Genomic DNA, 21,020 nt, shown 5'->3' on the forward strand with positions numbered 1-21,020 from the left:
GGGGAGTGCCGGGTAGGTCCCGATGAACGGGCGGGCGGGGAGGGGGGCATTGTCCGAGTGTCGGCGTGGCCCGGCGGGGCCGGTACCCGTCGTCTTGCTGGTAGGTCATAGCCTGGGGCTATGAGTGAGCTGCCCGACATCGAATCCCTGCGCCTGCTCGTCGATGTGGAACGCCTGGGCAGCCTCGGTCAGGCAGCCAGGGCGGCGGGCGTCGCGCAGCCGTCGGTGAGCAAGCGCATCTCGCTGCTGGAACGACGTCTTGGGCTGGAACTGCTGGAACGCACCCCGCGCGGCTCCGTCCTCACCCCGCAGGGCGCGATGGTCTCGGCCTGGGCCGCGCAGGTGCTGGCGGCGGCCGAGGAGCTCATGAGGGGGGTGGAGGCGGTACGGCACGGCCGGGCCGCCCACCTGCACATCGCCGCCAGCATGACCGTGGCCGAGTATCTGCTGCCGCGCTGGCTGGGAGAGCTCCAGAACCGTGAGCCCCAGGTACAGGTCGGCCTGGACGTGCAGAACTCGGCGGAGGTGGCGAAGCTGATCGGCGGTGAGATCGAGCTCGGCTTCGTGGAGGGGCCCTCGGTGCCGTCGGGGCTGGTGTCGCGGGTGGTGGCCACGGACCGGCTCGTGGTGGTGGTCGCGCCGGGCCATCCATGGGCGCGCCGCCGTACCCCGCTGCGCGCCGCCGAGCTGGCCGCCACCCCGCTGGTCGTGCGGGAGCGGGGGTCGGGCACCCGCGAGACGCTGGACGTCGCGCTGACCGGCTACGCCGTCGCCTCCCCGAAGCTGGAGCTCGGTTCCAACGCGGCGGTCAAGGGGGCCGCCCGCGAGGGTGCGGCCCCCGCCGTGCTCAGTGGCTACGCTGTGGAGGCCGAGCTGGCCACCGGCCGCCTGATCGAGGTGCCCACCAAGGACATCGACCTCGCGCGCCGCCTGCGGGCGGTCTGGCGTCGAGGTCGCACCCCCAGCGGCCCCGCCGCCACCCTGCTGAGAATCACCCTCTCCGCCGCCGGGCGGCCGGAGCCCTCGGCTCCACCGTCCCCTCAACCCACAGGGAAGTCTCGTGCTCCGCTCTCGCTATGAAGCAGTGATCGTCGGAGGCGGCCACAACGGCCTGGTCGCCGCCGCCTACCTCGCCCGCGCGGGCCGGCGCGTCCTCGTCCTGGAGCGCCTCGACCACGTCGGTGGTCTCGCCGTGTCGGCGCGGGCGTTCCCCGGCGTCGACGCGCGGCTCTCGCGCTACTCGTACCTGGTCAGCCTGCTGCCCGCCAAGGTCGTGGCCGACCTGGGGCTCAACGTCACGCTGCGCCGGCGCCGTTACGCCTCGTACACGCCGGTGGGGGAGAGCGGGCTGCTGGTCGACAACGGCGACGCCGCGCGGACCGCCGCCTCCTTCACCCGGGTCACCGGGGGCACCGGTGAGCTGGACGCGTGGCGGCGCTTCTACGGGATGACCGCCGACGTGGCCGGCAGGGTCGCGCCGACACTGCTGGAGCCTCTCGTCGACCGTGCGGCGATGCGGCGCCTCGTTGGCGACGAGGCGTGGCGCGACCTGTTCGAGCGGCCGATCGGTGAGGTGGTGGACGAGCGGTTCGCCGACGACACCGTACGCGGGGTGGTCCTCACCGACGCCCTCATCGGCACCTTCGCCGACCCCTCGGACCCGGGCCTGTCGGCCAACCGGTGCCTGCTCTACCACGTGATCGGCGACGGGACCGGCGACTGGAACGTCCCCGTCGGCGGCATGGGCGCGGTCTCCGGCGCGCTCGCCGACGCCGCCCGCGCCGCGGGGGCGGAGATCCTGACCGGTGCCGAGGTCCTCGCGGTCGACGCCTCGGGCGAGGTCGTCTTCCGCGACGCGGGCGGGGAGCACACGGTGGTGGGCGAGCGGGTGCTGGCCAACGTGCCGCCCGCCGTGCTCGCCCGGCTCCTCGGCGGCGCCGAGCCCGCCCCCGAGGGCGCCCAGCTCAAGGTCAACATGGTGCTGTCGCGGCTGCCCCGGCTGAAGGACCCCGCGGTGGACCCCGAGGCCGCGTTCAGCGGCACGTTCCACATCAACGAGGGCCGCGACCAGCTCGCCCGCGCGTTCGCGGAGGCGTCGGCCGGGCGGATCCCCACGCTGCCCCCGGCCGAGGTCTACTGTCACTCGCTGACCGACCCCTCCATCCTCGGCCAGGGGTTGCGGGAGGCCGGAGCCCACACGATGACGCTGTTCGGCCTGCACATGCCGGCCAGGCTGTTCCGTGACGACCCGGACGGGGCGCGCGAGGCCGCGCTGCGCGCCACGCTCGCCTCGATGAACCAGGTGCTCGCGGAGCCCCTTGAGGACTGCCTGCTGCGCGCCCCGGACGGCGGTCTCTGCCTGGAGGCCAAGACCCCGGTCGACCTGGAGACCGAGGCGGGACTGCCGGGTGGCCACATCTTCCACCGCGACCTGTCCTGGCCGTACGGGGAGCCGGGGCGCTGGGGCGTGGAGACCGACCTCGAGCGCGTCCTGCTCTGCGGCGCGGGTGCCAGGCGCGGCGGTGGCGTCAGCGGCATCCCCGGCCACAACGCCGCCATGGCGCTGCTCACCTGAGCCCGTCCGGCCTGGGCGAAGGTGGCCGGAGGTGTTCATCGGGTTCTCATGATGAGCGTCTAACGTGAGGGCCATGGGTGACGGTGAGGCGGCGCGGGTGCTGGTCGTGGACGACGAGCCCGCGCTCAGGGAGGCGCTGCAGAGCAGCCTGGAGTTCGAGGGCTACCGGGTCGGCGTGGCCTCGGACGGCCAGGAGGCGCTGGAGACGCTGGAGCGGGAGCCGTACGAGCTGGTCCTGCTGGATGTGATGATGCCCCGGCTGGACGGGCTGACCGCCTGCCGCAGGCTCAGGGCGGCGGGCAACCACCTGCCGGTGCTCATGCTCACCGCCCGCGACGCCGTGGGCGACCGGGTCTCCGGCCTGGACGCGGGGGCCGACGACTACCTGGTCAAGCCGTTCGAGCTGGACGAGCTGCTGGCACGCGTCAGGGCGCTGCTGCGGCGCGGCGCGCTGAGCGCGCCCGCGGCCGAGGACGACGCGGGCCTGGTCTTCGGCGACCTGCGGATGGACACCGCCAGCCGGGAGGTCACCAGGTCGGGCGAGCGGCTGGAGCTGACCCGTACCGAGTACCTGCTGCTGGAGCTGCTCATGATCCATCCCCGCCAGGTGCTCACCCGCGAGCAGATCCTCAGTGAGGTGTGGGGCTTCGACTTCGAGCCCTCCTCCAACTCCCTCGACGTCTACGTCATGTACCTGCGCCGCAAGACCGAGACCGGCGGGCGTCCCAGGCTGATCCACACGGTCCGGGGGGTCGGCTACGTGCTGCGGAACTCCGCGTGAACGGTCGCCGTTCGCTGCGCTCGCGGCTGACCCTGCTGGTGGCGGCGGCCGTGGCGCTGGCGATCGCGGTCTGCGCGGTGCTGTGCTGGTTCGTCGTCAGGGCCGAGCTGCTGCGGCAGGTGGAGCGCTCCCTGGAGGTGCCGAAGGGACCGCAGGGCATCGAGTGGATCGAGTCGTACTGCGCGGGGGGCCCGGCGGGGCCGAGGGGGAGCATCGAGCGCAGGCCGTCGTTCCGCATCCCGTCGGTCCAGCTGATCTACGCCGGTGGCGGCAGGTGCGTCATAGGCACCGCGCCCGTCAAGGTCACCCCCGCCGACCTGGCCCTGACCCAGGCCCCGCCCGGCACGAGAAGGATCAGGGACGGGGTGACCGACGGCGGCGAGGAGGTCCGGGTGATGACGAGGAACGTCGGGCCCGGCATCGCGATCATGGAGTCCCGGTCGCTGGAGGAGGTTCAGACCACCCTCGCGGCCCTGGCCTGGATCCTCGCCGGGGTCACCGCGCTCGGCGTGTTCGGCGCGGCCTCGGCGGGGCTGCTGGTCTCCCGCACCGCGCTGCGCCCGGTCGGCCGGCTGACCGAGGCCGTCGAGTACGTCGCCAGGACCGAGGACCTCGACACCAGGATCCCCGTCGAGGGCACCGACGAGATCGCCAGGCTCGGCGTCTCCTTCAACGCGATGACCACCGCGCTGGCCGGGTCCCGCGAGCGCCAGCGGCGGCTGATCGCCGACGCGGGGCACGAGCTGCGCACCCCGCTCACCAGCCTGCGCGCCAACATCGACCTGCTGCTGCGCAGCGAGAACACCGGGCGTCCGCTCGACCCCGCCCCCAAGCACAGGCTGCTGACCAACCTCAAGGCCCAGTTCGAGGAGATGTCCACGCTCGTCGGGGACCTGCTCCAGCTCTCGCGCGCCGAGGACGAGCACGAGCCGTACGTCGAGGTCGCCTTCCACGAGGTCGTCGAGGAGGCCGTGCGCCGGGCGCGGCTGCGCGCCCCCGACACCCCGATCGAGGTGGAGCTGCTCCCCTGGTACCTGCGAGGTGATCAGGCCGCCCTGGAGCGGGCCGTGGTGAACCTGCTGGACAACGCGGTGAAGTTCTCGCACGGGCGGGAGGGCCCGGTGCGGGTGAGGCTCCGGGGCGGCGAGCTGACGGTCAGGGACCACGGCCCCGGCATCCCCCCGGGGGAGTTGCCGTACGTGTTCGACAGGTTCTGGCGGTCGTCCTCGGCCCGCAGCATGCCCGGGTCGGGGCTGGGGCTGGCCATCGTGGCCAAGGCGGTGCGCGACGCCGGGGGAGAGGTGGAACTGGAGAACGCCGAGGGGGGCGGCATCCTCGCGCGCGTCCGCCTGCCCGGCTCTCCGGCCCGCGCCCACCTCCCCGCGGCGCCGTGAGGTCTCTCATCAGGCGTTAAGAATTCGCTCAGCGAGATTCCAGAGGGCGCGGTGAGCGTGGGAGCCGACACGAGGAGGGCATCACCATGAGGAACATCGACCGGAGGACGGCCCTGGCCGGGTTCGGCACCGTGGGCCTGGGGGCGCTGCTGGCCGCCTGCGCCGGACCGGACAGCACCACCACGCGGGTGGCGACGACCACGGGCGGTACCGCGACGGTTCAGCCGACCACCGCGTCCTCCGCCGGACTGGCCGCGCTGTTCGAGGACGCGTCGACGTGCGTCCTGACCGAGGAGACCACCCAGGGCCCGTACCACTTCGACGCGGACAAGATCCGCAGCGACATCCGCGAGGACCGGCAGGGGAGCACGCTGCGGGTGGCGATCCGGGTGCAGGACGCCGCCACGTGTGAGCCGATCCCCAGCGCGGTGGTGGAGATCTGGCACTGCGACGCGGGGGGCGTCTACTCCGGTTTCGAGAGTGCCTCCCAGGCGGCGGACGGCGGCCCCACGGGGGAGCGCCCGACCGGCGCGCCGCCGAGTGGCGGCCCCGGCGGCCCGGGGGCGGGCGGCCCGGGGCGGGGGGCGGACGACGGCATGGGCGACGCCACGCCCACCGACGAGGAGCGCTACCTGCGCGGCGCCCAGGTCACCAACGCCGACGGCATCGTGGAGTTCGTCACGATCTACCCGGGCTGGTATCAGGGGCGCAGCGTGCACATCCACGCGATGGTGCACATCGGCAACGCCCGGGTGCTGACCACCCAGATGTTCTTCGACGAGACGGTCTCCGAGCAGGTCTACGCGGCGCGGCCGTACGCCGACCACACCGGGCAGCGCCTGAGGAACGACTCCGACTCCATCTACGACGACAGCCTGCTGATGAAGCTGACCGGGGAGGGCGACGGCCACCTCGGGGTCATGACCTTCTCCGCCCCCGCCGGGAAGTGACCGCCTGAGAGCCCCCGGCCGCGGCCGGGGGCTTTTCGTGTTCCACCGGCGTATGCGCAGCCGGGCCCGCCTGACTCGCTGCCGGTGGCCTGATCGGCCGGTGCGAAGGATGGGGGCGCACTCGCGGACGGTCCCAGGCCCCGGCCGCGCGCGCCGGGGCTCCTTCGTTTTCTCACCCGGTGTTAACGAGCGCCTCAGGATCGCCCAAGGTCACCTGACGACTCTGGGGCCATGAGAGAACCGAGCCCTCACCCCGGGAGAGCAGCGTGAAGCAGGCGACAGCGCCGGCGCGCACCCGAACGGTCGAGATCGTGGTCCCCGTCCACAACGAGCAGCGGGTGCTCGACGAGAGCGTCCGCCGCCTGCACGCCTACCTCACGGGAACCTTTCCCTATGGCTTCCGCATCACGATCGCCGACAACGCCAGTACCGACGCCACCTGGCAGATCGCCACCGACCTCAGCCGCGAGCTGTCCGGCGTGCGCGCCCTGCACCTCGACGCCAAGGGCCGGGGCCGGGCACTGCGCAGGGCGTGGTCGGCCAGCGACGCCGACGTGGTCAGCTACATGGACGTGGACCTCTCCACGGACCTGGACGCCTTCCTGCCGCTGGTGGCCCCGCTGCTTTCCGGCCACAGCGACCTGGCCATCGGCACCCGGCTGTCTCGGGGGTCCAACGTCGTCCGCGGGCCGAAACGGGAGTTCATCTCGCGGACGTACAACCTGCTGCTCCGCTCGGCGATGGGGGCGCGGTTCTCCGACGCGCAGTGCGGCTTCAAGGCGGTGCGCACCGAGATCGCGCAGGCGCTGCTCCCCGCGGTCGAGGACGAGGAGTGGTTCTTCGACACCGAGCTGCTGCTCCTGGCCGAGCGGCACGGTCTGCGCATCCACGAGGTGCCCGTCGACTGGGTGGACGACCCCGACAGCCGCGTCGACATCGTCAGAACCGTCAGGGACGACCTCAGGGGGATGGCGAGGGTGGCGCGGAAGACGCTGTCGGGGGCGGCCAGGATCCCGGTCCCGCCGCGGGTGCGGGCGGCGCGGCTGCCCGGGGGCATGGCCCGCCAGCTGCCGAGCTTCGCCGTCATCGGCGTGGTCTGCACCCTGGCGCACCTGGCCCTGTTCGTGTCCCTGCGCCTGGTGATGCCCGCCGTCGTGGCCAACGGGGTGGCCCTGCTCGTCACCGCGGTCCTCAACACCGCGGCCAACCGGCGCTTCACCTTCGGCGTCACCGGCCGTACCGGAGCCCTCCGTCACCAGCTCGAAGGCGGCCTGGCCTTCCTCGTCGGCCTGTCGCTGAGCACCGGCGGCCTGGCCCTGCTCAACCTCGTGGCACCCGCGGCGTCCACCGCCGCGGAGGTCGCCGCGCTCGTGACGGCCAACGCCGTCGCCACCCTCGTACGCTTCCTGATGCTCCGCATCTGGGTCTTCAACCCCCGCCGCGCCAAGGAGAACAGCCGATGACCACCCACACCTCGCCGGACGCGGTGCTGCCGACTTCGGGCGGGCGGCACACCGTCGGGCAGGGCGGGGTGCGGCGGGTGTTCCTCGGCGCCCCCGGCGACCCCCGCTGGGCGCGGCCCGGCCTGTGGGGGGTGCTCGTGCTGGCCACCGTCCTGTACGTCTGGGCGCTGGGGCGCAACGGTCACGCCAACGAGTACTACTCCGCCGCGATCCTGTCGGGCACCCAGAGCTGGAAGGCGTTCTTCTTCGGAGCCCTGGACGCGGGGTCGTTCATCACCGTGGACAAACCACCGCTCGCGCTCTGGGCGATGGGGCTGTCCGCGAGGATCTTCGGGTTCGGCACCTGGAGCATGCTCCTGCCCCAGGCCGCCGCCGGGGTCGCCGCCGTCGCCGTGCTCCACTCGGCGGTGCGAAGAGCCATGCCCGGCGGGTACGGCCACGCCGCCGCACTGGTCGCGGCCCTGGTGATGACGCTGACCCCGATCACCGTGGCCATCAACCGGGACAACAACCCCGACACCCTCCTCGTCCTGCTGCTGGTGCTCGCGGCCTGGTTCTGCCAGGAGGCGGTACGCGCCGGCCGGATGCGCGCGCTCGTCGTCTCGGCGGTGCTCGTCGGCCTGGCGTTCAACACCAAGATGCTCCAGGCCTACCTGGTGCTCCCGGCCTTCGCCCCGCTCTACCTGGCCATGGCTCCGGGGGCGCCGCTCCGCCGTCTCGGGCACCTGCTCGCCGCGGGCGCCGCGCTGGTGGTCTCCAGCGCCTGGTGGATGGTGATCGTGGACCTGTGGCCCGCGTCGAGCCGCCCCTACATCGGCGGCAGCACCGACAACTCCGTCTGGGACCTCGTCATCGGCTACAACGGCCTCGGACGGATCTTCGGCACCGGCGGGGGCCGGGCCGGGGGTGGCATGGGATTCGGCGGTGAGGCGGGCGCCGGGCGCCTGTTCAACGACATCATGGCCGGGCAGATCTCCTGGCTGCTGCCCTTCGCTGTGATCGCCCTGGTCGCCGGCCTGGCCCTGACCGTCCGCGGCCCGCTCCGCGACACCAGGATCGCCCTGCTGCTGTGGGGCGGCTGGCTCGTGGTCCACTACGTCGTGTTCAGCTTCTCCAGCGGCACCTTCCACCCGTACTACTCCACCGCGATGGCCCCGGCCGTCGCCGCTCTGACCGGTCTTGGCGGGGTGCTCGGCTGGAGGGCCTACCGGCACTCCAGGGCGTGGTCGTGGGTGCTGCCCGCGGGGATCGCGGTCACCGGGGCGTGGGCGTTCACCGTGCTGCGCCGCAGCACGGACTTCGTGCCCTGGCTGGCCTGGGCGGTCGCCGCGATCACGGTGACGGCGGTCGCCGGGCTGTTCCTGGCCCGCCTGGGGCCGCGGCTCCGGCTGCGGATCGCCGCCGTCGCGCTGACGGCCGGGCTGGCCGCCGGCCTCGCCGGTCCCGCCGCCTACGCGCTGACCCCGCTCGGCTCGGCCGTCAACGGCACCAACCCCACCGCGGGTCCCGCGGGGAGCGGTGGCTTCGGCGGCATGCGGGGCGGCTTCCCCGGAGGCACGAGAGGAGGGGGCGCCGAGGGTGACGGCGGACCTCCCGGTGGCGTACCGGGACAGAACTCGCAGCAGGGGGTGACCGGTGACGCCGTTCCGCGGACGCGCTACGGCCTCCCGGCCGGAGGCGGCATGCGTGGTGGCGGCCCCGGCGGTGCCATGGACCCGCAGATGATCGAATACCTGAGGAGGAACCGGGGCGGCGCGACCTGGCTGGTGGCGGTGAGCAGCGCGCAGGGCGCCTCCTCGGCCATCCTGTCGACAGGGCTGCCCGTCATCGCGATGGGCGGCTTCACCGGGAGCGACCCCGCCATGACCGTGGACCGGCTCAACGGGCTCGTCTCCTCGGGGCGGCTCAGGTACGTGATGACCGGAGGCGGCCGGGGCGGGCCCGACGGGGGCGGGTCCCAGGTGACCGAGTGGGTGCGGGCCAACTGCACGGCGGTCAAGGCGTCGGAGTACGGCGGCTCCACCGACCAGTCCCTGTACCGCTGTGGCTGAGCCGGCAGGCCGGCCGTCCGGTGCCGTGCCGCTCCGCTCTCCTCGCCCGTACGACAGGGGCGAAGTCATTGACTGATCGACCAATCAGTAGTATGGAGGCGGTGTGCCCGCGCTGCTGTAGTCTTGCGCCGTGCACAGCGGAGTAGGGGCGCGCAGCAGCCGCGCCGACCAGGCCGACCAGCGCCGAGCGGAGCTCCTTGAAGCCGCCAGGCGGGTCGTGCTCGAGCGCGGGCTGGCCAGTACCCGTGTCGCCGACATCGCCAAGGCGACGAACGTGAGCGGTGGCCTGATCCACTACCACTTCGCCACCAAGGACGATCTCATCACCGAGATGCTCCGCAGCACCAGCGACTCGGAGATCCAGCGGCTGAAGGAGATCGTCGCGGGCCCCGGCACCGCCGTCCAACTCCTCGACCGTGTCCTGCGCTTCTACATCCCGGCCTCCCGCTCCGACCAGAGCTGGATCCTCTGGGTCGACGCCTGGGCCGTGGGAGTGCGCGAGGAGCACGTCCGCACCATCCTGCTGGAGCTTGAGGGCGCCTGGATCGAGATCCTCAGCCAGGTGATCTCCGCCGGCGTGGCCTCGGGTGAGTTCACCTGCGACGACCCTCTGGGCTCGGCCGAGCGGATCGACGGCATGCTCGACGGCCTCGTGGTCCGGTACACCCTGCACACCGGCAACATGTCGCGGAGCCGGATGCTCCATCACGCCAGGGTCGCCGCCGCCAGGGAGGTCGGCCTGCACCTCTCGGACTTTCCCGACGAGCCGGCCGAGGCTTCGTAGCGGCGGGTCGGGCGGGGGAGACCCCGTGGCGCCGGGTCAGACCTGGGGGGTGGGCAGGGCCGCGAGGAGGAAGGCCAGCCGCGCCGCGGCACCGTCGATGTTCTCGCTGGTGCCGAGCCGGTAACCCCACGAGGTGATGAAACGGCCGTCCTGGGAGCAGGTCACGGTCTCGGCCAGGGTGCTGCTGAAACGGTTGCGGACGTACACGTACGCGGGATCACCGAACGAGATCCGCTGTACGGAAAGGTCGGCGTGCAGTCGTATCGCAGCAACGAACCTCTCCAGACAAGACAGCGTGTCCAGCATCGTGCGTCACCTCCGTCTCGACAGAGAATTGCACGATCTTGGGATGCTAATCAAGCAATTGCGGTGTTTACTCCCTCGGCTGCCCGGAGAAATCGTCGAGTACTCGGACGATCACCGATCTGGCGTCCTCCCCGAAGGCCGCGACCTCGCAGAGTTCCTCGAAGGTCCGCGCGTAGAAGGCGACGTCGTCCGGGTCGCGGAGAAGCAGGTCCCTCGTCCTGGTCGGCACCGCGACATGGTCGTCGTCGTACATCCAGAAACCGTTGAGCGGTGCCGAGGGCAGGGGCGCCTCGAAGGGGATCACACCGAACTCCACGTTCGGCAGTGCGGTCACCGCCAGTAACCGGTCGAGCTGCCCGCGCATCACGTCCAGCGGGGCCAGCCGGTAGCGCAGCACCGCCTCCGGCAGGACGAACCTGAACCGCCTGCTCTGGTCGTAGAGGATGTCCTGGCGCCGCATGCGGACCCGGATGGCCGCGTCGATCTCGTCGGGGGACCGGTAGAGGCGCTTGATCCGAGTGAAGATGCTCCGGGCGTACTCGGTGGTCTGCAGCAGGCCGATGACCACGCCGGGCTCGAACACCCGCAGCAGCGTGGTCCGCGCCTCCATGTCGCGGACGTCCTCCTGGAGGGCGGCCAGCCCGCTGCGGTGCCGCTGCCGCCAGGAGTCCTGGCGATCCAGGAGGCCCAGTGCCCGCTCCACCAGCTCCTCGACCACCTCGGGGGAGGCGTCTGTGGCCTGCGCCCACTGGACGATGTCGTCCTCGGTGACGGCCTGGCGGGCGTTCTCGATCCGGGAGACCTTGGAGGCCTGCCATCTCAGCCGTTCGGCCAGTTCCTTGCCCGACAGGTGAGCGGTCTCCCGCAGGTGCCGCAACCGCGCGCCGAGTTCGGTTCTGGCCTGTTGGAACCCGCTCACACGATCTCCCTGGCCGCTCTCGCCCGCCTGCTCCTCCCGCGGGTTCACGTCATCCCCCGCGTGGTGCGCACGACGCTAGACCCGAGCATGTGGATCAAGCCAGAGAGCACTCCTAATCGTGACCAATATTTACAGAAAGTACCCGGCGTGCGATGTCCACGAGCAACTCGCGGGGCACCTCGACGGCGGTTTCACCCTCCAGGACGTGGCGCAGGTCGGCCAGCGCCTCCGCGTCGGTCACCCGAAGGCCCTGCACCACGACGGTCCCGCGATCGGTCTCGTAGAGGGAGGGGCAGGCGCCCGCTTCGGAGGTTGAACCAAGGAACCGGAGGCGCATGACTGAATCCTTCCCCGAACCACACTCATGGAGCAATTGCGAGCAATCCTAGAGTTTGGAGGGTTGCATGAAGGTTTCAAGCGCCAGATAACGCACATTCCACTTATTTCGCCTTATGTCACATGAACGTGCGCGCGCGGGCGAACAGGTTCAGCGTGGTCGCGTGGAGCAGATCCCCGAGTTCCCTGGGCGCCTTGCCCGCGCACGCGCGAGCGTGCGTGCCCTCCAGCACGATGCCGAGCTTGAAGCAGGCCAGCACTGCGTACCAGTCGACGGCGGACAGATCGCGGTCGGACAGGGCCGCGTAGCACTCGACGAGCTCGGCGGCCGGGGCCAGCCCGGTGACGCCGCCGGAGATCACGCCCACGCCGTCGGCGGTCGGCCAGGTCGCCAGCAGCCACCCCAGGTCCAGCAGCGGGTCGCCCACCGTGCACATCTCCCAGTCGACGATCGCGGCCACCCTGGGCCCGTCACAGGCGAACATGAGGTTGGCCAGGTGGTAGTCGCCGTGCATGATCCCCGGGGTGAACTCCTTCGGCCGGTTGCGCTCCAGCCAGCCGGCCGTCTCCGCCAGTCCGGGGATGTCGGGCCCCGGATACCCGTCCAGTGCCCCGTAGCCGTCCAGTTCGCCCATCCAGCGCGGTACCTGCCGCTCCAGGAACCCGTCGGGGCGGCCGAACCCGTCGAGCGCGCCGTGGTCCACCCGCCCGAGGTCGGCCAGCGCCGAGGCCGCCTCCAGGCCCATCCGGTACCGGATCGCGGGATCGCTCGCGTGCGGCTCGGGCAGCCCGACCGTGGGGTTGAAACCCTGGACCGGTTCCATCAGATAGAAGACCGCGCCCATGACGCTCTCGTCGGTGCAGGCCGCGACGAGGCGCGGCGCCGCCACCGGCGTGTCGCGCAGCACCGTCAGCACCCTCGCCTCCCGGCGGAGTACCTCGTTGCTCCTGGCGCGCGGATGCAGCGGCGGCCTGCGCAGCACGTACCGAGCCCCACCCCGCTCGAAGCGGACCATGACGTTCTGCGTTCCGCCCGCCACGGGCGCGACCCGCTCGAACGGCCCGGGGGGCAGCCCCTGCGCGTCCATCCACGCACCGAGCACGCCGAAGTCGATCACGTTGACGTCGATGTGTGCGGCCGTCATGCATCCTCCTTGACCGAATTATATTCTAGTCGGGGTGAATCTATGATTCCCGCCCGCGACGGTCAATACCATCCAGACCGCGACGGCCGTTCCGATCGGGGGATCACAGCAGGCGCCGCGGGATGTCGGCGAGTACGGCGCGGAGTTCCTCACCGAGGGCCTTGGCCTGGGCGTCGAGGCGAGGACTGGCGGCCACACCCCGGCCGAGGAGGCCGTGGACGACGAAGTTGAGGGCGAGCAGGTTGGGCAGCTCGAAGCGCTCGACGTTCAGCTCCGCGGTGCAGGGCAGGAGCCCGGCCAGGCGCTCGACCGTCAGGTAGTCCTCCAGCCACCCGAACTGCTCGGCGGTGCGGACCCAGACCCCCAGGTTGGCGTTGCCACCCTTGTCCCCGGACCGGGCACCCACGATCGAGCCCAGCGCGACCCGCACCGTCCCGCCGTCGCCGTCCGCGCCCCGGGGGCCGCCCGGCGCGCCCCCCTCCGGCGCTCCAGGACGCGTGACCGGGGGAGGGGGAGGGGGAGGGGGAGGGGGAGCCTGCCCGGACCGCTCCCGGTCGCCGTCCCCCGACGCGTCCGGCACCGTGGGGAGCTCGCGGCCGTCGAGCCAGACGCGGGCCCGCACCGCCTCCGCCGGGACGAGTGTGGGCCAGTAGACCCCGTACGGCGAGGCGTCACCGGGAGGGGTCAGCCCGTAAAAACCGGGGTAGCTCGCCAGGCCGGTCTCGACCACGGCCGAGGAGAAGGCGCGTCCGGCCCTGCGCCGGTCGGCGTCCATCACGGTGACGCGCAGCAGGGCGGTTCCCGCCAGCGGGGTGAGCTCGACGTGGACCTCGTCGAACGACTCCCTCGGCACCCGGGCCCAGATGGCCTCCTGGGCGAGCCCGGCCTTGGCCTCGATGTCCAGACCGGTCAGGACGAGCGTCATGGTGTTGCGGTAGCCCGCCAGGTAGTTGACGGCGACCTTGAGCGTGGCGGGCGGGGCCTCGCCGCGCACCCCCGAGACGCGGACCCGGTCGGGGCCCTGCTGCTCCAGCCGGATCGTGTCGAAGCGCGCGACCACGTCGGGGCCGGGATAGCGGGGTGAGGCGATCTCGTACAGCAGCTGCGCGGTGACCGTGCCGACCGAGACCAGCCCCCCGGTCCCGGGATGCTTGGTGACCACGCTGGAGCCGTCCGCCTCCAGCTCCACCAGCGGGAACCCGCAGCGCGCCAGGTCGGGCACCTCGCCGAAGAACGCGTAGTTACCGCCGGTCGCCTGGCAGCCGCACTCGATGACGTGCCCGGCGACCACGGACCCGGCCAGCGCGTCGAGATCGCCGGGCCCCCACCCGTACCGCCAGATTCCCGGCCCTGTGACCAGGGCGGCGTCCGTGACGCGGCCGGTCACCACCACGTCCGCCCCGGCGGACAGGGCGGCGGCGATCGGGCGGCCCCCCAGGTAGGCGTTGGCGGTCAGGGCGGGCGCGGGCAGCGGCTCGCCGGTGTCGGCGTTCGGCGCTCCGCCCAGGTCGTGGCCGGTGAGGTCGTCACCGGTGACGTGGGCGACCCGCACCGGCAACCCGAGGCGCGCCGCCAGCTCGGTCACCGCCCCGGCGCACCCGGCGGGATCCAGGCCGCCCGCGTTGGAGACGATCTTGATGCCGCGTTCCAGGCAGGTCCCGAGGACCTCCTCCAGCTGCTTGAGGAAGGTCGGCGCGTAGCCGGGGCGGCCCTTGAGCCGGTTCCCGGCCAGGATCAGCATGGTCAGCTCGGCGAGCCAGTCGCCGGTGAGCACGTCGATCGGGCCGCCCTCCACCATCTCCCTGGCGGCCGACAGCCGGTCGCCGTAGAAGCCGGAGCAGTTGGCGATACGCAACATCGGATCTCCTCGGGCGGGTATCGGCAGGCGGTGTCAGCCCGCCTCGGAGGCGGGGATCCAGGACGCGGGCCGCTTCTCCATGAAGGCGGCGATCCCCTCCTGTCCCTCGGCGGAGGTGAAGCGCCGGGCGGACAGCTCGGCCATCTGGCGCATGCCCTCCTCGACACTCAGCTCGGGCACGGTCCGCACGAGCTGCTTGGTGAGAGCGAGCGACTCGGGGCCGCCGCGCAGCAGCATGCCGGTGTAGTGGGCGACCGTCGCGTCCAGCTCCTCCTCGGGCACGGCGCGGGTGAGCAGCCCGATCTCCCTGGCGCGGGCGGCGTCGAACGTCTCCCCGGTGAGCAGGTACTCGGCGGCGGCGCGCGGGTCGAGCCGCCGCAGCACGGTCACCGAGATCATCGCGGGCACCACGCCGAGCCGCACCTCGCTGAAGGCGAACGACGCCGAGTCGGGGGCGATCGCGAAGTCGCAGGCCGCCACCAGACCGAGCCCGCCGGCCCTCGCGGTGCCGTTCAGCCTGCACACGACCGGCTTCGGGCTCTCCCAGATCAGGCTCATGATCTCCGGAAACGACGCGGTCACCGGCGCCTCGTGCGCGCCGCGGGGGGTCACTCGCTGCTCCTTCAGATCGGCGCCCGCGCAGAACACCGGCCCGGTCCCGGTGAGCACGATCACCCGGACGCTCTCCTCGGCCAGCGCCCAGTTGAGCCGGTCCTCCAGATCGCCCAGCAACCGCACCGACAGGGCGTTGCGGTTGCGGGGGGAGTCGAGGGTGATCGTCGCCACCCCTCCGGACACCTCCCCGTGCACCAGGCGCTCCACCGGCCAACCCCCATCGGTTCTCATCTGAATCCTTCCAGCCGCAAGACCCCGTATCCCGGCTCCGGAGAGCCCGGGGAGGGGATCAAGTCTGCTCCTCGATCACGACCAGCACGAACCCGGCCTCGACCTGGCGGCCCGGCGCCACGTTCACCGCCGCCACCGTGCCCGGTGCGGGTGCGGTGATCCGGTGCTCCATCTTCATGGCTTCGAGCACCACGACCACCTGCCCCCCACCGACCCTCTCGCCGGGTTTGACGTCGATCCGCAGCACGGTACCGGGCATGGGTGCCAGCAGGGAGCCGGGTAGCACCTGCTCCACCGGCGCAGGCAGGCGCTCCAGCGGGGTGAGCCGTACGGAACCGAGCGGGGAGTCCACGTGCGTCACGCCGTCGTAGCGGGCCACGGCGAACCTGTGCCGCACGCCGGAGGTCTCCAGTACGACGAGCGAGGGCGTCGCACCGACCAGAACGGTATCGGGGAACCCCTCGGCACGCAGGCCGGCCCTGGTGATCCGGTAGGAGATCTCCGCCTCCGCGAACGCGGTGCGCTGTGGCTGCGACACCACGTTGCGCCATCCGCTCGGCAGTCCCGCCTGCACCGTCGCCGCCGCGCGGTTGGCCGACGCCCGCGCGAGCGCGGCGGCGAGGGCGGACAGGCGCACGGCCCCCGGCCCGGCTCCGGCGGTCTGCCGTCCGGGCGCCGCCCCGGTGAGGCCGTGCTCGGTCAGGAAACCCGTATGGGTCTCCCCGGCGAGGAACGCCGGATGGCGCAGGACCTCGACCAGCAGGTCCCGGTTGGTGACGGGGCCGTGGATTCGCGCGCCCGCCAGCGCGAAGGCCAGCCGCCGCACGGCGTCGGAGCGGCTCACGCCGTAGGAGACGACCTTGGCGAGCATCGGGTCGTAGTGCACCCCGATCACCGAGCCGTCCTCGACGCCGGAGTCCAGCCGCAGTCCGTGCCGCCCGCCGGACGCGGGCGCGAAGCGGGAGTCCACGCCGGGGATCTCGAGGCGGTGCAGGGGGCCGCTCTGCGGGAGCCAGTCGCGGGCCGGGTCCTCGGCGTACAGGCGCGCCTCGACGGCGTGCCCGGACGGCTCGGGCGGTGACGCGGGCAGCCGGGCGCCCTCGGCGATCCGCAGTTGCAGTTCGACGAGGTCGACGCCGTAGACGCACTCGGTCACCGGGTGCTCCACCTGCAGGCGGGTGTTCATCTCCAGGAAGGCGACCGTGTCGCCCCTGACGAGGAACTCGACGGTTCCGGCGCCGACGTAGTCGATGGCCCGCGCGGCCGTGACCGCCGCGTCGCGCAGCCGCACCCGCGTCGCCGGGGAGATCGCCGGGGAGGGGGTCTCCTCGATCACCTTCTGGTGCCGCCGCTGGATCGAGCACTCCCGCTCGCCCAGCGCCCACACCGTCCCGTGCCCGTCGGCCAGGATCTGCACCTCGATGTGCCGGGCGCCCTCCAGCAGGGGCTCGACGAACACCGTGCCGTCCCCGAACGCCGACGCGGCCTCGGCGCGCGCCGACTCGACCGCCTCCGGCAGGTCGCCGGTCAGCCGTACGACGCGCATCCCACGCCCGCCGCCCCCGGCCGACGCCTTCACCAGCAGGGGAAGGGGCCCGCCCATCGGGGTGAACACGGCTTCCAGGTCCCGTTCCAGGTCGTCCGTCGAGTGGCCGGGACCCGTGGTGAATCCCGGCAGCACCGGGACCCCCGCGGCCGCCATCAGCTCCTTGGCCTCGATCTTGGAGCCCATCGCGGCGACGGCCTCGGCCGGTGGACCGACCCAGGTCAGGCCGGCGTCCCGCACGGCCCGCGCGAAGGCGGCGTTCTCCGACAGGAAGCCGTAGCCGGGATGGACCGCGTCCGCCCCCGATCTGCGGGCCGCGTCGATGATCTTCGCCACCGACAGGTAGGTGTCGGCGGGTCTGACACCGCCGAGCCGCACCGCGTGGTCCGCCTCGGCCGTGTGCGGGGCGTCGGCGTCGGCGTCGGAGAAGACCGCGACGGTCTCGATGCCGAGGTCGCGGCAGGTACGGAAGACGCGGCGGGCGATCTCACCCCGATTCGCGACGAGCAGGCGGCGGATCGGCGAGGCGGTCACGGGCATGTTCGCGGGCATGTTCGCGGGCATGGTCACATCCGGAAGACGCCGAAGCCCGCGGGCTCCGGGGCGGGGGCGTTGTGTACGGCGGACAGGCACAGGCCCAGGACCGTCCGGGTGTCGCGAGGGTCGATCACCCCGTCGTCGTAGAGGCGGCCCGAGAGGAAGAACGGCAGCGACTCGGCCTCGATCTGTGCCTCGACCATCCGGCGCATCGCCGCGTCGCCCTCCTCGTCGTAGACCTGCCCCCGGGCCTGGGCCGCGGCCCTGCCGACGATGGACAGCACTCCGGCGAGCTGGGCGGGCCCCATGACCGCCGACTTCGCGCTGGGCCAGGAGAACAGGAAACGAGGGTCGTAGGCCCGGCCGCACATGCCGTAGTTGCCCGCTCCGTACGAGGCGCCCATGACGATCGTGAGGTGCGGGACCGTCGAGTTGGACACCGCGTTGATCATCATGGCGCCGTGCTTGATGATGCCGCCCTGCTCGTAGTCCTTGCCGACCATGTAGCCGGTGGTGTTCTGCAGGAAGACCAGCGGTGTGCGGGCCTGGCCGGCGAGCTGGATGAACTGCGCGGCCTTCTGCGCCTCCTCGCTGAACAGCACCCCCCGGGCGTTGGCCAGTATCCCGATCGGGTAGCCGTGCAGGCGGGCCCACCCGGTCACCAGGCTCCCGCCGTACAGGGGTTTGAACTCGTCGAACTCGCTGCCGTCCACGATCCGTGCGATCACCTCGCGCGGGTCGAACGGGATCTTCAGGTCCTCGGGCACGATGCCCAGCAGCTCGTCCTCGTCGTACAGCGGGTCACGCACGGCCCCGGCGGAGGCGCCGAGCCTTCGCCGGTTCAGGCCCCTGACGATCTGCCGCCCGATCCGCAGCGCGTCGTGCTCGTCGGCGGCCAGGTAGTCGGCCAGCCCGCTGACCCGGGCGTGCATCTCGGCACCGCCCAGCGACTCGTCGTCGGACTCCTCCCCGGTGGCCATCCTGACCAGCGGCGGCCCTCCGAGGAAGACCTTCGCGCCCTTCTTGACCATGACCACGTGGTCGCTCATCCCCGGTACGTACGCCCCGCCGGCGGTGGAGTTGCCGAAGACCAGGGCGATCGTGGGGATCCCGGCCGCCGACAGGCGGGTCAGGTCGCGGAAGATCCGGCCGCCGGGGATGAAGATCTCCTTCTGGGTCGGCAGGTCGGCCCCGCCGGACTCCACCAGATTGATCAGCGGCAGCCGGTTCTCGAAGGCGATGTCGGCCGCCCTGAGCGTCTTGCGCAGCGTCCACGGGTTGGACGAGCCGCCCCGCACCGTCGGGTCGTTGGCGACGAGTACGCACTCGACGCCCTCGACCACCCCGATCCCGGTGACCACGCTCGCCCCCACGGGGAAGTCGCTGCCCCAGCCCGCCAGCGGTGAGAGCTCCAGGAACGCCGAGTCGGGATCGACGAGCAGCTCGATCCGTTCCCTGGCCAGCAGCCTGCCCCGCGCGCGATGCCGGTCGACGTACTTCTCGCCGCCGCCGGCCACCGCTCTGGCCTGCTCGGCGTCGAGCTCGGCCAGCTTGGCGAGCATCGCCTCGCGCCGGGCCAGGTAGTCGTCACCGGAGGTGTCCAGCCGGCTCACGAACCCGCCTCCTTGATTGACGTTGGCGTCATGTTGTTGCCCCGGCTCGCGGGCGTCAGGCCGATGGCCCGGGCCCAGAGCGTGGAGAGCATGGTTACGGCGGTCCGCTCGTCGGCGTGCTCGCCGAGGTCGAGCCAGACGTGGGCGAAGTGCTCGACCATCCCGCCCAGCATCACGGCGGTCAGCCGGGGGTCCAGCGACGGATCGGCCAGACCCTGCTCCTGCAGGCGGCGCAACCCCTCCGCGCCGCGCCGTACGAAGACCTCGCGCAACTCGAGCAGGAGGCCGCGGAACCCCTCGTCGGCGATCGCGACCTGCTCCAGCATCCTTACCAACCGGGAGTTGGTGGCCCAGGCGCGCAGGTAGAGCAGGTTGGCGGCCTCGATGCGGGCGTACGGGTCGTCGGGAGCGCTGGGCCCGACCACGCTGGCGGTGAACATCTCGCCCACCACGGTGGCCGCCACCTCACGGAACAGCTCCTCGCGCGAGCCGAAGTAGGTGTAGAAGGTGCCGTGTGAGACACCGGCGCGCGCGCAGACGTCGTCGACACGCACGGCGTCGTAGCCTCGCTCCTCGAACATCTCCCGTCCGGCCTGGACGAGCGCCGCTCGCGTGCGCCGGCCCCGGGTGCTGAGCGTCTCAGACTTGACGATCACGTCAGTTACGGTAACCCAGAACCCATGCGCCTGCCAGAGGCCGGGATGGATTCGATGTCGCCCTCACCCCGGCGAGGCCGCGGCCGTCGGCTCCGACGGCGCCGGAGCCGTCCCGCCCGCCGACACCGCTGATCGAGCCCGGTTCTGACCGATTCAGATCGCGGCCAGGTCCACGGTGACCCGCGCCGCCGGTACGGGCCGCGCCCGGTGCCAGGAGGTTCCGGCCCATAGGTGCAGCGCCTCGGCGTCCCCCTGTGCCGCGGCGGCGCGCCGCAGCGGCGCCGTCAGGTGATGGACCTGCGGATAGGCCGCGGGCGCCCGGCCGGAGTACTCCGTCATGAACCGGTTGACCAGGCCGCGCGCCGGACGTCCGGTGAAGGCCCTGGTCATGGCGGTCCGGGTGAAGCGCGGATCGGTCAGCGCCGCGCGGTGGACCGCGCCGGTGCCGCTCTCGGGACAGAGGAGGAAGGCGGTGCCCGCCGCGGCCGCGACCGCTCCCGCGGACAGGACCCGGGAGACGTCGGCGGCCGAGGCGATACCGCCAGCCGCGATGAGGGGAAGCCGTGACACCTCACGTATCCGGGGCAGCAAGCGGTCCAGGCCCATTCCTGCTGCGTCCGTGTTGGCGAACGACCCCCGATGCCCGCCCGCTTCCTCTCCCTGGACGCACAACGCGTCGGCCGAGGCCAGCCGGGCCTCGGCCACCGACGTCACGGTGACCACCACCGCGGTCCCCTTGCGGCGGAACGCCTGGACGAGTTCGTCCTCGGGACAGCCGAACGTGAATCCCACCACCGCGGGCGGATCCGCGAGCAGATCCTCGATCTTGGCCGTGAAGTCGTCGTCGCCGCCGCGCGGGACCCCGAGCTCGGTGCCAAGCCGCCGCGCCTCCCCCTCGATGGCTCGCGCATAGGCGCCGAGTTCGGCCTGATCGGCCTCGTCGGCCGTAGGCATGAACACGTTCACTCCGAACGGACGAGACGTGAGTTCACGCGTCCGCTCGATCTCCTGCCGCATCTGCGCGGCCGTCTTGTAACCGGCCGCGAGAAATCCCAGACCTCCGGCGCCGGACACGGAGGCGGCCAATTCGGGCGTGGACGCCCCGCCGGCCATCGGAGCCTGGACGATCGGCAGCCTGGACGGCCACGGCATCGGGTCAGGCATCGGTTTCTCCTCTCAGCACTCCATGGTCTGGAAAACCTATGCCGCCGATCAGCACATCCCACTCGCGAGTTCACGGTAAATCCAGATCAAGTACCT

18 protein-coding genes are annotated in these 21,020 nt (G+C 72.2%); 8 read left to right on the forward strand and 10 right to left on the reverse strand.

What is annotated here, in order from left to right; all coding sequences use genetic code 11:
- Positions 1-120: 120 nt before the first annotated feature.
- From ACWD3H_RS04070 to ACWD3H_RS04105, 8 genes are all read left to right on the forward strand, one after another.
- A complete protein-coding gene (locus tag ACWD3H_RS04070; RefSeq protein WP_355554780.1) occupies positions 121-1,080 on the forward strand; it encodes a LysR family transcriptional regulator in 960 nt (319 codons plus the stop codon).
- The gene (locus ACWD3H_RS04075; protein WP_451953951.1) at positions 1,061-2,575 is read left to right on the forward strand and encodes a phytoene desaturase family protein; all 1,515 of its coding nucleotides are present in this window, start codon (positions 1,061-1,063) and stop codon (positions 2,573-2,575) included. The genes ACWD3H_RS04070 and ACWD3H_RS04075 overlap by 20 nt, the downstream gene beginning before the upstream one ends.
- Positions 2,576-2,648: 73 nt before the next feature.
- Positions 2,649-3,356, forward strand: a complete 708-nt coding sequence (locus tag ACWD3H_RS04080; protein WP_451953952.1) for a response regulator transcription factor — start codon at positions 2,649-2,651, stop codon at positions 3,354-3,356.
- Entirely contained in the window at positions 3,353-4,750 is a 1,398-nt protein-coding gene (locus tag ACWD3H_RS04085; RefSeq protein ID WP_451953953.1) for a HAMP domain-containing sensor histidine kinase, read from the forward strand. Before ACWD3H_RS04080 ends, ACWD3H_RS04085 begins: the two co-directional genes overlap by 4 nt.
- An 86-nt stretch (positions 4,751-4,836) precedes the next feature.
- Complete coding sequence (locus ACWD3H_RS04090) at positions 4,837-5,700, forward strand: intradiol ring-cleavage dioxygenase (protein WP_451953954.1); 864 nt, start codon at positions 4,837-4,839, stop codon at positions 5,698-5,700.
- Between the two features lie 266 nt (positions 5,701-5,966).
- On the forward strand, positions 5,967-7,163 hold the full coding sequence (locus ACWD3H_RS04095; protein WP_451953955.1) for a glycosyltransferase: 1,197 nt from the start codon (positions 5,967-5,969) through the stop codon (positions 7,161-7,163).
- Positions 7,160-9,214, forward strand: coding sequence for a glycosyltransferase family 39 protein (locus tag ACWD3H_RS04100; RefSeq protein WP_451953956.1), 2,055 nt, complete (start codon positions 7,160-7,162; stop codon positions 9,212-9,214). The genes ACWD3H_RS04095 and ACWD3H_RS04100 overlap by 4 nt, the downstream gene beginning before the upstream one ends.
- A 130-nt stretch (positions 9,215-9,344) precedes the next feature.
- Complete coding sequence (locus ACWD3H_RS04105) at positions 9,345-9,998, forward strand: TetR/AcrR family transcriptional regulator (RefSeq protein ID WP_355554767.1); 654 nt, start codon at positions 9,345-9,347, stop codon at positions 9,996-9,998.
- Between the two features lie 36 nt (positions 9,999-10,034).
- Here the strand turns inward: ACWD3H_RS04105 and ACWD3H_RS04110 are convergent, their stop codons facing one another.
- The 10 genes from ACWD3H_RS04110 to ACWD3H_RS04155 form a co-directional block, all read right to left on the reverse strand.
- Positions 10,035-10,304, reverse strand: coding sequence for a hypothetical protein (locus ACWD3H_RS04110; RefSeq protein ID WP_343976512.1), 270 nt, complete (start codon positions 10,302-10,304; stop codon positions 10,035-10,037).
- Between the two features lie 67 nt (positions 10,305-10,371).
- The gene (locus tag ACWD3H_RS04115; RefSeq protein WP_451953957.1) at positions 10,372-11,223 is read right to left on the reverse strand and encodes a helix-turn-helix domain-containing protein; all 852 of its coding nucleotides are present in this window, start codon (positions 11,221-11,223) and stop codon (positions 10,372-10,374) included.
- Between the two features lie 112 nt (positions 11,224-11,335).
- The gene (locus tag ACWD3H_RS04120) at positions 11,336-11,560 is read right to left on the reverse strand and encodes a hypothetical protein (protein ID WP_030908087.1); all 225 of its coding nucleotides are present in this window, start codon (positions 11,558-11,560) and stop codon (positions 11,336-11,338) included.
- 118 nt (positions 11,561-11,678) lie between these two features.
- Positions 11,679-12,704, reverse strand: coding sequence for a phosphotransferase family protein (locus tag ACWD3H_RS04125; protein WP_451953958.1), 1,026 nt, complete (start codon positions 12,702-12,704; stop codon positions 11,679-11,681).
- Between the two features lie 103 nt (positions 12,705-12,807).
- Positions 12,808-14,562: an acyclic terpene utilization AtuA family protein gene (locus ACWD3H_RS04130; protein ID WP_451953959.1), complete on the reverse strand. Its 1,755-nt coding sequence runs from the start codon at positions 14,560-14,562 to the stop codon at positions 12,808-12,810.
- Positions 14,563-14,595: 33 nt separating this feature from the next.
- Positions 14,596-15,408, reverse strand: a complete 813-nt coding sequence (locus tag ACWD3H_RS04135; RefSeq protein WP_350955833.1) for an enoyl-CoA hydratase-related protein — start codon at positions 15,406-15,408, stop codon at positions 14,596-14,598.
- Between the two features lie 58 nt (positions 15,409-15,466).
- Complete coding sequence (locus tag ACWD3H_RS04140) at positions 15,467-17,518, reverse strand: acetyl/propionyl/methylcrotonyl-CoA carboxylase subunit alpha (protein WP_451953960.1); 2,052 nt, start codon at positions 17,516-17,518, stop codon at positions 15,467-15,469.
- A gap of 2 nt (positions 17,519-17,520) precedes the next feature.
- Complete coding sequence (locus ACWD3H_RS04145) at positions 17,521-19,053, reverse strand: acyl-CoA carboxylase subunit beta (protein WP_355554798.1); 1,533 nt, start codon at positions 19,051-19,053, stop codon at positions 17,521-17,523.
- 47 nt (positions 19,054-19,100) lie between these two features.
- Complete coding sequence (locus ACWD3H_RS04150; RefSeq protein ID WP_355554753.1) at positions 19,101-19,760, reverse strand: TetR/AcrR family transcriptional regulator; 660 nt, start codon at positions 19,758-19,760, stop codon at positions 19,101-19,103.
- A gap of 153 nt (positions 19,761-19,913) precedes the next feature.
- Positions 19,914-20,924 (reverse strand): nitronate monooxygenase, encoded by a 1,011-nt coding sequence (locus tag ACWD3H_RS04155; RefSeq protein WP_451953961.1) that lies wholly within the window; start codon positions 20,922-20,924, stop codon positions 19,914-19,916.
- Between the last annotated feature and the right edge of the window lie 96 nt (positions 20,925-21,020).

This window comes from Streptosporangium sp. NPDC002607 (genome assembly GCF_053592655.1).